Source organism: Mesotoga sp. B105.6.4 (assembly GCF_002896535.1).
Taxonomy (GTDB): domain Bacteria; phylum Thermotogota; class Thermotogae; order Petrotogales; family Kosmotogaceae; genus Mesotoga.
Genome location: NZ_JWIM01000050.1, coordinates 67,517 through 79,855, shown reverse-complemented (window position 1 = coordinate 79,855; position 12,339 = coordinate 67,517). Strand labels below are relative to the sequence as shown.

Here is a 12,339-nt window from a genome sequence, read left to right as displayed (position 1 = left end):
CTCATATCTGCTGTCTTCGCCCGGTGTGCAAGGACTCGACTTCCGGAACTGTAGTCTCGAGGCTACTCGTGCGTTCACTTTCGTTATGGCCTGACCACTCGCTCACCATACTTAATATGGCTTTGTCAATAGACTTCAGTGGTTCAGTTTCCTTCCCCACTGCTATCCAAGCTACGGGGCTCTGACTTCTTCCCCGGTGGGCCTTTTTCTCCCACTGAACATTCTTGCCTTTGCTGGACGTGCACACACCCCGTCGACGATGGAGCCGTCGCCACCCCTCTCGAGAGGGGATTTAAGATCAAGAGCAGAAGATTGGTTCATCAGACACTTCGTGTCCAGGTTCTTAGTTAAAAACCACGAGATGATCAGAGAGCAAGAGACGGATGAGATGAGATCCAGTTTGAGCGCTCAAGCGGGGTTTTGGATCGGTAGAAGAAGAGCGTTTCATCGTTCCGACGCTTGGCGTCCAGGTTCTTGGTCAAAAACCACGAGATGATGAGGGAGCAAGAGACGGACGAGCTTCATAGAAGATGATGTGGGTAATGATTGGAACAGAAAGGGGCACTATCTGAATGTGGCAGAGATTCGAATCTCATAATGCCCTTGGAGGGAATTCAACGCTATCTTCGACTCTGAAAGGACTCAAGCCAAATAGATCCTTTCAAAATTCTGCCGGTTAAACATGAAGCGCTCAAAGATCAAAACCAAGATTATATACCTTTTCAAGAGCCTGAGCTCTTTCATCTTCACTCATTTCACTGCACATTCCAAAGCTCACAGAAAACTCCATAGAAACGAAGTCACAGATCTCTCTCATGCTCTTTTCGACAATCTCAGCTCCAGAATTAGGATCCTCACCACCGTAAGTCATGAGAAGAACAAACTTCTTTCCTTTGAAGGCCTTTTCGTAGTCGAGCGCGACAATCTGTCGAGGAAAGTCTTCAACTGAGCACTCATGTTCCACCAGTAAATAGGCGTAGAGAAGATAATCACATCGGCGGCAACGACTTCTCCATAAAGATCAAGCATGTCGTCTTCAATTACGCAGGATTCGCCATCATTCTTGCATTTGTCGCGGCCGGGACAAGGAACACCCTTCAAGCAGCAATGGCGGAAGCGGCTTTGATGACTGGCCTTGAACGCAATTCAGACATAGTATTAATGGCGGCTTACGCGCCCCTATTCAACAGGCCGGGCTGGTCGCAGTGGACGCCGGACCTCATCTGGTTCGACAACGCAAGAGTGTATGGAACACCAAGTTATCATGTTCAGAAACTCTTCAATGAGAATCTCGGAGATGTAGTAATACCTTCTAAGCTTACCGACGAGAATCTCGAGGTTATCGGTTACTGGTTCAAGTCGCTGTACCACGTCTGCGAGTATGATCGTGAAACGGAGAACTTAATCATAAAGATTGTGAATCCTTGGCCCGAGGAGAAAGAGGTCAGAGTCGAAATTGGCGAGCAACTTGAGATCAAGGGGCAGGCAGAAGTCATTCTAATGACGTCCGACAGCGTCTTCGATGAAAACACCTTCCAGAACCCGAACAAGGTACTGTCCAAGAAATATGATCTATCGGGTCTATCAAACGAGTTTACTTTTACCTTTGCAGAAAATTCCATAACGATACTGAGATTGAAAGCAGTTGGCTTATAGAGTGATCATCTAATTTACCGAGGAGGGAATGAAGTGCAGACAGCTGTAAAAATCTGGCCCAGGAAGATCGGAAAGATTGACAGTATGATCTACGGTCACTTCACAGAGCATCTGGGAAGATGCATTTACGACGGCATCTATAACGAGAAATCTCCAAAATCAGATTCTAGGGGTTTCAGAAGGGACGTCATGGACGCAGTGAAGAACATACAATGTCCCATCTTAAGATGGCCTGGCGGAAACTTTGTGTCTGCCTACCACTGGCAAGACGGCATAGGCCCTCTCGAAAACCGCCCTCAACTTCTGAATTACATCTGGGGAGGTGTGGAGTCAAACAGATTTGGGACTGATGAATTCATAGAGTATTGTCGCGAAATCGATGCCGAGCCATATCTGGCCGTTAGTCTAGGAACGGCGACTCTAGACGAAGCAATAGCCTGGCTAGAATACTGCAATCTAGACACCCCGACGAAATTCGCTCGAATGAGAAGAGAAAATGGCCATCCAGAGCCCTACCATGTTAAGTACTGGGGAATAGGGAACGAAGTGTACGGCCCCTGGCAGGTGGGTCATTGCAGTGCTGCCGAGTACGCAGAAAAACTCCGCCAGTACACTCAGTTCATGAAGGGTGTGGATCCGTCGATTAAAGTAATAGCAGTTGGAGCCGATAACCCCGACTGGGACATGACCGTGTTGAAACACGCGGGTCATCTGATAGATTACATCTCTATCCATCAGTATCACGGCTGCGACGACTACTTTGGGACCGTCGCATCTGTCTACTACTGTGAACAGAGACTTAAGCTCCTGGAGGGGCTGATAAAACACCTGCGTCTGGATCACGTAAAGATCTCCTTTGATGAATGGAACATCTGGTACAAAATCAGCGCGGAAAGGGAAGGCGCCGAGAGAAAAATCGTGCTTCTGGAGGAACCCTACGCCTTGAAAGACGGTCTCTTTGCGGCAGGGATTTTCGCTGTGATGCATCGTATGGCTAATACAGTTCAGATGGCCAATCTTGCGCAAATGGTAAATGCGCTCGGTATGATAAAGACCAAGGGCGACGAAATGGTACTGACACCCATCTATCATGCATTTGATCTGTTTGTGAATCACACCGGAAGAACAGTCCTGGACATGGCGATTGGTTCTGAAACTTACGAAATAAGCTCTAAGACATTCGTCGAGGGCCGAAACAGCTTCAAGCTCAGCGATGTTCCCTATGTTGATGGATCGGCCACCTTTAACGAAGATAAGAATATTTTGAGCGTTGCCCTTATTAACTACTATCAGAAGGATGTAGAAGTCAGTCTCGATCTTTCGGGAATCGAAGTCCAGAAGAGGGCCGTCCAGCATGTTCTGACGGGATCTGCTCCCGATGAAATGAATGATTTTGAAAATCCAGAGCGAATAAAACTTGAGAGAAAAGAGCTGACCTCCTGCTCTCCGGAAATGACTGTGAAGCTCGATCCGATGTCGGCAAATGTAATCGAGTTTTCTCTGGACGAAAAGCTATAACCCTTTGAAAAAGGATTACCTCCAGCACAAGTTAAGGCAATGAGAGTTTTCCGACCTGAGGAGAAGGCATTCTGGAGGTTTGAAGAGAAGGAATTTTCAATTGAGAATAGGACGGGACTCTGTACCGAAGATCAAGCTGGCCCTGATTCTAGCAGGAACTGATTTGTGGCCCGTAAATCTATCGTGTTGACGGTGTTCAAGTAAGTATGACGCTTTCGTCTAGCGAGCATCGAAATGCCTCGAAGGCGTGAAGCTTGACTCCGGCGAGTCCGGACTGGATGAGGTAAAATCGTGGTTAAGGCATAAAATCGACGAAATCTAGAAGGTGATGTGTATGTACTTAATCGGATGTGATATTGGCACCCAGGGAACAAAGAGTGTGATGGTGAATGAAAGAGGAGAGGTTCTGGTAGAAGCTCAGAGAGAATATGACGTCATTAAGCCCGGTTCAAACTGGGCCGAACAGTGGCCCGATGTTTGGGTCAAGGCGGCTTTCGAGACCATAAAAGAGGTGTCTGAGAAGTCGGGAGTCGAGAAGAAGGAAATAGCTGCACTGGCCATAAGCGGACTTTATGGAGGGTCGGGAATCCCTGTTGACAGGGGAATGAAGCCTCTGCACCCTTGTCTCATCTGGATGGACAGACGAGCGACATCGCAGACCTCCTGGGTGAAGGAAAACATATCAAGAGACAAGATCTTTTCGATCACAGGAAACTATGTGGATTCCTATTATGGATTCACGAAGATAATGTGGCTTAGAGACAACAGGCCGGATATCTGGAAAAAGATATATCAATTCGTGACACCGAAGGATTACATGATTTATCGGCTTACAGGTGAGAACGCGATTGATTACTCCTCGGCAGGTAATATTGGCGGAGTATTCGACATAAGAAAACTTACCTGGTCGAAAGAGATGTGTGAGGCCCTTGGTATACCCATTGAATACCTTCCTGAAAGAATCGTCAAGTCGAGTGATATCGTCGGCAGAGTAACTGCCGAAAGCTCAAAGCTGTGCGGCCTGCTCGAAGGAACTCCTGTGGTCTCAGGGGGAATAGATGCCCCGGTGGCTCAGCTTTCGGCCGGAGCGCTTGAAGAAGGCGAACACGTTGCAATGGTCGGAACCTCTACCTGTTGGGGTACCGTACATGACGGCAAGGATCTGCCGTTTGGTTTGGTGAGCTTCCCATATGTGGTAAACGACACTGAAAGAATCTACTCTTTTGGAGGCTCGGCAACTACCGGAGCCCTTGCCAAGTGGTTCAAGGAAGAGTTTGCCGACAGCGAAGAGTCTGTTGGACGCAGGACAGGCATGTCTCCATATCAGCTCCTCGACATGGAAGTTGAAAAGATTCCTGCAGGAAGTGACGGAATCGTGGTACTTCCTTATTTCATGGGTGAAAGGTCGCCCATTTGGGATCCCTTTGCGAAGGGTGTATTCTTTGGAGTCACGCTCGTTCACACAAGAGCCCATATGTACAAGGCACTCATGGAAGGTGCTGCATACGCTCTCAGACATAATATAGAAAACGGGATTAAGGCAGGACTCAAGCTCGACGACGAATGCTGGATAGTTGGCGGAGTTGCGAAATCAGCGGCCTGGAACAGGATTTTTGCAGATATAACCGGTTACAAAATGAGACAGGTATCCAGTCTAGTTGAAGCACCGTTTGGCGATGCCTTCCTTGCAGGGCTAGGTGTCGGATTGATAGACAAGCCGGAAAGAATAAAGGAGTGGGTGAAGTTCCGAGATCCTATAAGCCCAAATTCCGAAAACCAGAGGGTTTACGAGAAACAGTACTTGATTTTCCGAGAGCTCTATGAAAAAACGAAGGAGATAATGTGGAAGATGCACTAGGAACGGGTAAGTGGTTAGGGCCAAGAAGACAGGATGCTTAGCTGAGAATCCAGTCCCGAGACGAATTGCCGGGTGGATCATAAACAGCAAGTCACCGGTCTTATCGTAACTTCAGCCCACACCTATGTGCCAGTCTTGATCAGACTGCTGATCGTCTGCTTCAGCTGACTGGTCAAGGTTCTTTTGTCTTCCAGGCTATTTCAAGAGAGTATGTCAGTGGTTCAGTCGTGACTGGTATGTAATCCTGTCGATTTCACACAGCCCTCGATTTGTCTTTACCCACAAAGAGAGGGCACAAGATCAAGAGCTCCAGGAAATGATTCACGCTACATGGCCTGAGACACAGAATTAAGAACTGACTGTGATGGTGAAGGGTCAGCAAAGTGACAGGAGAGATTTGGACTGCGAGGAATCACTTCCGGCAGGGAGCAGCCGGTAAAACGGCACTCCATGCTCTCCGGGGTCAGACAATCAGTTTTTGACTGGAAGCGGTGAGAGAGATACTCATAGTCAAAGGTGAGAGACACACGGAGATCCTGATCATTCAACAGCTCTCCTATGACCGATAGGATCGGCAAACAGAAAGAGCATAAGGTATAAATCATTCCAAGTCGGTGGAACCTTAACTGAGATCAAAACTCTCTGGATGAATGTTTGTATTCCGAAAAGGAGGACTGATTACTATTACTAGAGACCTCGAGGTGTGGTTTATAACGGGAAGTCAGGAGCTTTATGGAAAGGAAGTACTGAAAAAGGTCGAAGAGAATTCGAAGAAACTAGTCGGTGCACTCAACGATGCAATTTCAACTCCTGTAAAGATTGCCTGGAAACCGGTGTTGAAGGATGCAGATCAGATAAAGAAAGTAATTGATGAAGCTAACTCCAGCAAAACTTGCATAGGTTTGATAGCGTGGATGCACACGTTTTCACCCGCGAAGATGTGGATTGCCGGACTGAAATCACTTGAAAAGCCTTTCCTTCACTTCCATACTCAGTTCGAGCAGAAGATACCCTGGAATACCATCGATATGGACTACATGAACACAAACCAGTCTGCACATGGAGGAAGAGAATTCGGCTTCATCTCTGCAAGGCTTGAACTCAAGCGCAAAGTCATCGCAGGACACTGGAGTGACTCTAAGGTCATATCGAAGCTGGAACACTGGATTAGGGCGGCGCTCGGCTGGAATGAAGCTCATACACTCAAGGTTGCAAGACTTGGCGATAACATGAGAGATGTTGCAGTTACTGAGGGAAACAAGGTCGACGCTCAGATTGACTTTGGTTATGAAGTTCATGGTTTCGCTGTTGGCGACTACATAGAGGGCTACTTCAAACAAGTCAAGAGAAGCGAAGCTGAGGAACTCGTGAACAGGTATCTGGAGGAATATCCCATCAAGAAATCAACAGTCTCTGAAGAAGTCTTTCAGGCATCTATAAGTGAAGCCGCTAAAATCGAAATCGCACTTCGAAGGTTTCTGGAAGAGGGCGGATTCAAAGCATTCACAACCACTTTTCAGGACCTCCACGGGATGAGACAGCTTCCGGGAATTGCTGTACAGAGACTTATGAGAGATGGTTACGGATTCGGGGGTGAAGGTGACTGGAAGTCCGCGGCCCTTGTAAGAATTATGAAAGTGATGGCCGAAGGCATCGATATTGGAACCTCCTTCATCGAAGACTACATTTATCATTTCGAACCGGGCAACATAAAGGAACTGGGATCTCACATGTTAGAAGTTTGTGAATCCATAGCGGACGGTACACCTTCCCTTGAAGTGCATCCACTTTCAATTGGAGGGAAAGAACCTCCAGCGAGACTGGTATTCAATGCAAAGGAAGGCCCTGCAGTCCAGGCCTGCATAGTCGAGTTCGGAGACAGGTTCAGGATGGTAGTCAATGAACTAGAAGTAGTGAAGCAGGACGAGGACATGCCGAAACTCCCTGTTGCAAGGGCGCTATGGGTTCCAAAGCCAGATCTGGCAACAGCAGCGACCGCGTGGATACTTGCCGGCGGGGCGCATCATTCAAGTATGAGCTACACCGTTACTACCGAACAGCTTGAAGACCTTAGTGACATGTTTGGAATTGAGATAGTAGTTATTGACGATAAGACTGATATCACAGAGTTCAAGAAGGAGCTTAGATACAACGAGGTATACTACAAATTGAAGAAGCTGTAATTTGCAGGTTCAAATCACTGAAAGTGCACGCTAATCTCTTAGTAGGGGGAAGCCTATGCTACGTGAACTAAAAGAGGAAGTCTACAGAGCGAATGTTACGCTCATTGAATCCGGACTGGTAAAACTCACGTGGGGAAACGCAAGCGGAATCTCCAGAAAAGAGCGTCTCGTAGTTATTAAGCCGAGCGGGGTAGACTATTCCGATCTTTCCCCCGACAGTATGGTTGTTGTAGATCTTGAAGGAAGAGTGGTCGAAGGAGAGCTGAGGCCTTCTTCCGACACTCCAACTCACGTTCTTCTTTACAGATGCTTCGGGCAAATCGGCGGCGTGGTCCATACCCACTCAACCTGGGCAACTTCGTGGGCACAGGCGGGAAAAAGCATTCCCTGCTTTGGGACAACTCACGCCGATCACTTCTACAATGAAGTACCTTGTACTAGATATCTGAATGCCGAAGAGACAGAGACTGATTACGAGTTGAACACAGGCAGGGTAATCGAAGAAGCTTTTTCCGAGAGAGATTACCTCGGAACCCCAGGCGTCTTAGTTGCCGGTCATGGGCCGTTCACATGGGGAAAGGATGTACTGGACGCAGTCAAGAACGGCATAATTCTTGAAGAGATAGCTAAAACGGCATGTCTTTCACTTCTAATAAACGCGGAAACAAGCATCCTTCCAAGATACATAATGGACAAACACTATTTCCGAAAGCACGGGAAAGACGCCTACTATGGGCAGAATCCGAAAAGCAAGTGAATAGTACATCCGTTAGGAACTTTGGCAGTGACATTTCTTGTAAGTCTATTTCATTCAATGGCTTCGCGGAAGAAGGTCTTTGTTGGATATGACATTGAGCTCACACACTGTCCTTTTCATTTTGAGCGGCAGGCACTCTCCGGCCTCTTGCAAAGCCGTGGGCTCCATCAAGAATCAGATGAAGAAAGTAGCCGACAGAACCGGCAACACCGAGAAACAACACTTCTGTGTAGTTCATCTCGCCCCCAAGAAGTTCTGATCTTGGAAGCACCGTTGTCACGATGATCAGGCCATAGAGGAATCCTCCCCATAATGAATGAAAGAAGCCCCTGTGACTGAGAAGATTTATCGCTTTTGAGACGATCACGCCCAATGCAATAGCAAGGGAAAAGGAAATTGCAACCGCAAGAGGCATAGAATTTAGCCAGGATAGAACGATAGGCTGAATCTCTGGCGAAATCACCGAAGAGTAAAAGACGCAGGCAAAGAGACCAGCGATAAGCACTTCGAAGATTCTCTTTATTAAAGCGCTTTTTGAATCAATATCAGGTACATCGCTTCCCAACAAAAACAAGAGATATCCATAGCCTATCAGCCTGCTGTCTTGAAGAGGAGAGACGTGCATGAGTTCGATTGAAGTCAGTGAGAGAAAGATGAAGACAGGATAAGTCGCTATTCCCCAGTAAACATGCGTTCTAAAGTCCGGCATCGGCATCACTGCCAAATTTCGTTCCCTGACTCGAAACATCGACATACAGAAGTACGTCTTTCAGAGATATGCTCATACCACACTCTACTTCCTCCGGAACGGATTCACTCACATCCAGCGGATAGAGAGCCGTGCGGTCGCACAGAGAAAGGTTTACTCTGGAAAACCGCCTGTAGATTGCCGTTATTTCTTCTTCTTCGACATTCAGCCCAATGGTTGCCGTTATTCCAGACATGAAGAGGTATTCAAGCTCGTCGGGTTCGATCTTCATTGGCTCAGAGTAGAGTGTCCCCTCAACAGGTAAACAGAAGAGAATCAACTCTCGTGAAAGATTTAGAAAGGGTGTTCCTTCAAGCCTTTCATACATTCTATACTTATCGATTGTTTTTTCGTCTGCAAGTAAGACCTGTCCGGAGTATTCGATAAGATCCCCGGCCTTCAATCTCCGGATGTTCTTTATAGATATCGGATAAAACATCTTCAAAGTCTGTCTTGCCAAGATACACCACCCTATTCGTCAAGCGGAAAATCTCTGTGAATAAATTCCAGCATCTTGTCTACCGTCTCAGATATAAATTTCGAGTAGAACTTGTAGAATTCCTCGAGCCTATCGTATACCGGCTTGGATTCAACCAGATCGATTTCGAAGACGGTTGAAACCGGTCTCGCTATTTTCATGTTAGGAGTGACGCTGGCGTTTCTCAGAACACCGCACTTCTTTGTGACTTCGATCCTGAATAACCTTGAAAGTTCCAAGATTATTGAATGGTCGATACTCTCGTTTATTTTGGGAGGACCAAAAGCAATCTTCAAGATATTCTGAAAGGGGAATATCAGGACCTCCCCGTCATCGAACTCTATCCATCTTCTATAGTTCTCTCTGCATATAGAAAAGAGGGCATCGTCAATCATTTCAGGCAGCCTGAAGTAGTCCTTTCCTCGGAGAGAATCCTTCAGAATCTCTTTACGAAGAAGTCTTTCATTGCCAAAATAAGCGAGGAAGTACAGCTTCAACGGACTCTGAAAGATCGCCCTATGGAATACCAGCTCAGCTCCCTCTTCGAAGACACCGGAGAAATCATCAACGATAGGCTCTTCCTCTTCGTTTGAGAATCTGTATAAGGCGCTGGCCGTCTCGAAAGGTGACGAATTGGAGAGTCCCACAAAGCCTCTGCCCTCACTGTCTACGAAAACTGAAAGAACCGGCGCATTCCCCTTCGAAGTTTGAACTACAAGCGTCATGAAATGACCGAAAGCATTGTCAAGTCTATCAGACCGCTCAACAACCAGTTTCGCGTAAGATGGAAAATTGCTTTCGACGGTCTCGTAAACCGCCTTGAGCTTGTTTCTATAGCTTTCTGGACCGGCATAGTATGTCACTTAAGGAACACCACCGATGATCGTCCATAGATGGATTTTGCCTCCTGGGCGAACTCTGGATTGTGACTCTTTGGAAGAACAAACAACGCCCTTCTCGAAATCGTAGGAAGATCGGTAAATCCATCCGTGAAAAGCAGTAGTCCTTCCGGTCTGAGTTTTTCCTGAGCGTAGTCAACGGCAGGCTGAAGATCGGTCTCCCCTCTACCCATCAATTTAAGATCTCTCCACATACCTTTTCCATACTTCATGACACTCTGCACAGTCTCGTCCACCTGCACCAGCCAGACCCGGGAGTCTGTGACTCTAGTAACCTCATCTATCTCACTGAAGAAGGCGTTGAACTCCTCTTCTATTATGCTCCCGCTAGTATCGACTACGACAACGAGTTTTGCTGCGTAATCGTTTCTCCAGCCGGGCTGATCATCATATCTTCTGTTAGGTCTCATAGGAGTTCGGTATCTGCCAACCTGCATCGATGAACCGAAGAACCGCCTAATCATGTTTCTCCAGTCAAGGATCGGGTTGTCAAGAACAAGTTTCATTACCGCCTCAAGACCCTCCGGCATCCCGTCCTTAGCCTTTTCCATAGTCTCTGAGATCACCTGTTTAAGAAGATCCTCAACGAACTCTTTCGGGAGTTCAAACCTTCCAAAATCCTCATGTGAATCGGGCCTGGATATGCTTGAGTCCAATAGCTCAAGATCAATGGTCTTGTTTTTCTTCATGAAGTCAAGGCCCCAGTCGTGGTAGAACTCTGCCGTCATTCCCGGATGCTGCATCGGAGGCCCAACGAAGAATCTCTCATTATCGGTTCCACAGCCCTCCTGAAGAAGAGAATCCATAGGAAGACTGAAAGCGTCAAGCTCGCGTATGAACTGATTTACGGCGGCATCCATGGATAGATCCCAGAGCATCTTCTCTCTGGATTTGTTGACGGGTATCAGAATGTGTCCATTCACTATATGAAGACACTCGTGCTTCAAAAGCGCCTTCGAAAATGTAAGTGGTTTGTTTCGAAGCGTATCCGGATTGTATAGAAGTTGAAATCTCCCCCTGGAGCTCACCCTCAATTTCATCGTCCTGACCGAAGGAGAGGGAATTCTGTCGATGAAGAGAAGCAGGAAATTGTAGAAGGGGCTGTCCTTGCCTAATTCGAAAACAGCCTTTTCCATCAACTCCTCATTTCTCATCCTTTTCGCTCCTCTGAAGGAATTTCAGAACATCATGGTCCATGGCAAGTTCTTCGAGAAGATTCTCGTAGAAGGCCCGTTTTAATCCCTTTTCCCCCTCGACCTGGTGAACAATATGTCTTATTACGGAAAAGAACGAGTCTTTCGGGATAACTCTGCCTATTCTTAGAAGGTTTTCCGAGATTACAGGTACATTCTGAAAGTATTCCTGAACCTGTAAATCATCTAGCTCAGAAAGATGCTTTGTGATGCGGAGAATCGAGGCGCTAGTCCCCGAGATATCACCTTTAGAGAGTCTCGAAAGGATATTCTCATCCAGTTCGAGAAGCAGAGTTCGGGGAGAAGGAAGGAGCTCGCTGCCCTGAATCTTACTCATGAAAGTTCTGGCCGCTTCCGGTCCTACTATACCGGCAGCGATTACATAGCCGAACTTTTCGATCTCCATGCTTGAAAGACCTGCGTATACTCTCCCCAATTTGTACCAGCTACGGGGGCTCGGTCTCAATTCCAGCCGCATCGAGACAACCGTGTCTCTTGAAAGAAACTCTGGATACTCACCTATGAAGTTGGTAACAGTCTCCGGCATCTTCTGGAGTTCTGCCCACTTAAGCCATTCTTCTGGATCGGGCGTCAGTTCTATGTGGAAGAATCGCGACATAAAGGCAGGATCCGTAATAAGTTCAACCTGATCATATTCCTCATCCGGCGGATTTGCCGCGGCCATTATCCAACAACCTTCGGGTAGAAAATGGTTGTGTATTCTTCTATCTATTAGAAGTTGCATAATTGCATTCCTGATCGATCTATGAGCCCTATTTATCTCATCTATCATGAGTATCACATTGCCTTCAGTCGGCCACCAATCGGGCCTCAAAAACAAGGTTCGTTCGCCGTCTCTCGACGGCATCCCGATAAGGTCACCTGGCTCCATCTGTGATATGACCAGGATTATCAACTCTCTGCCCGTCTCAGCTGCAATCTCCCTAGCAAGATCGGTCTTTCCTACCCCAAAGTGACCCCAAAGAAGCGGGATCTCCCCGGATTCCATGATCTTCCTGCTCAAGTGTTTTACGTCCTGAACCTTCAAG

The 12,339-nt window shown here is 47.1% G+C and carries 13 protein-coding genes; 6 read left to right on the top strand and 7 right to left on the bottom strand.

All coding sequences use genetic code 11. The annotated features are described in order from the left end of the window. A partial coding sequence (locus RJ60_RS15830; RefSeq protein WP_219725883.1) for a hypothetical protein occupies positions 1-185 on the top strand: 185 nt, incomplete at its 5' end. A 506-nt stretch (positions 186-691) separates the two neighbouring features. Here the strand turns inward: RJ60_RS15830 and RJ60_RS11265 are convergent. After that, on the bottom strand, positions 692-964 hold the full coding sequence (locus tag RJ60_RS11265; protein WP_146028912.1) for a hypothetical protein: 273 nt from the start codon (positions 962-964) through the stop codon (positions 692-694). Beyond that, on the bottom strand, positions 868-1,101 hold the full coding sequence (locus RJ60_RS16555) for a flavodoxin family protein (RefSeq protein WP_180979937.1): 234 nt from the start codon (positions 1,099-1,101) through the stop codon (positions 868-870). The genes RJ60_RS11265 and RJ60_RS16555 overlap by 97 nt, the downstream gene beginning before the upstream one ends. Here RJ60_RS16555 and RJ60_RS11255 point away from each other — a divergent pair. From RJ60_RS11255 to RJ60_RS11235, 5 genes are all read left to right on the top strand, one after another. After that, positions 994-1,656: an alpha-L-arabinofuranosidase C-terminal domain-containing protein gene (locus tag RJ60_RS11255; protein WP_374704114.1), complete on the top strand. Its 663-nt coding sequence runs from the start codon at positions 994-996 to the stop codon at positions 1,654-1,656. The two genes, RJ60_RS16555 and RJ60_RS11255, sit on opposite strands and share 108 nt — an antisense overlap. 33 nt (positions 1,657-1,689) lie before the next feature. Further along, positions 1,690-3,174, top strand: coding sequence for an alpha-N-arabinofuranosidase (locus RJ60_RS11250; protein WP_103134736.1), 1,485 nt, complete (start codon positions 1,690-1,692; stop codon positions 3,172-3,174). Between the two features lie 334 nt (positions 3,175-3,508). Then, positions 3,509-5,032, top strand: coding sequence for an FGGY-family carbohydrate kinase (locus tag RJ60_RS11245; protein ID WP_103134735.1), 1,524 nt, complete (start codon positions 3,509-3,511; stop codon positions 5,030-5,032). A gap of 650 nt (positions 5,033-5,682) precedes the next feature. Further along, positions 5,683-7,215, top strand: coding sequence for an L-arabinose isomerase (araA, locus tag RJ60_RS11240; RefSeq protein ID WP_103134734.1), 1,533 nt, complete (start codon positions 5,683-5,685; stop codon positions 7,213-7,215). A 55-nt stretch (positions 7,216-7,270) separates the two neighbouring features. Beyond that, the gene (locus RJ60_RS11235; RefSeq protein WP_103134733.1) at positions 7,271-7,972 is read left to right on the top strand and encodes an L-ribulose-5-phosphate 4-epimerase; all 702 of its coding nucleotides are present in this window, start codon (positions 7,271-7,273) and stop codon (positions 7,970-7,972) included. Between the two features lie 100 nt (positions 7,973-8,072). Here the strand turns inward: RJ60_RS11235 and RJ60_RS11230 are convergent, their stop codons facing one another. Genes RJ60_RS11230 through RJ60_RS11210 form a run of 5 tightly spaced genes read right to left on the bottom strand, consistent with a single transcriptional unit; the run spans position 8,073 to position 12,338 of the window. Then, positions 8,073-8,681, bottom strand: coding sequence for a metal-dependent hydrolase (locus RJ60_RS11230; RefSeq protein ID WP_258006286.1), 609 nt, complete (start codon positions 8,679-8,681; stop codon positions 8,073-8,075). Beyond that, positions 8,668-9,180, bottom strand: coding sequence for a hypothetical protein (locus tag RJ60_RS11225; protein ID WP_099830416.1), 513 nt, complete (start codon positions 9,178-9,180; stop codon positions 8,668-8,670). Before RJ60_RS11225 ends, RJ60_RS11230 begins: the two co-directional genes overlap by 14 nt. A gap of 11 nt (positions 9,181-9,191) precedes the next feature. Further along, the gene (locus RJ60_RS11220) at positions 9,192-10,061 is read right to left on the bottom strand and encodes a DUF4895 domain-containing protein (protein WP_103134731.1); all 870 of its coding nucleotides are present in this window, start codon (positions 10,059-10,061) and stop codon (positions 9,192-9,194) included. Beyond that, positions 10,058-11,251: a VWA-like domain-containing protein gene (locus RJ60_RS11215; RefSeq protein WP_103134730.1), complete on the bottom strand. Its 1,194-nt coding sequence runs from the start codon at positions 11,249-11,251 to the stop codon at positions 10,058-10,060. The genes RJ60_RS11220 and RJ60_RS11215 overlap by 4 nt, the downstream gene beginning before the upstream one ends. Continuing rightward, entirely contained in the window at positions 11,241-12,338 is a 1,098-nt protein-coding gene (locus tag RJ60_RS11210; RefSeq protein WP_099830413.1) for an AAA family ATPase, read from the bottom strand. The genes RJ60_RS11215 and RJ60_RS11210 overlap by 11 nt, the downstream gene beginning before the upstream one ends. Between the last annotated feature and the right edge of the window lies 1 nt (position 12,339).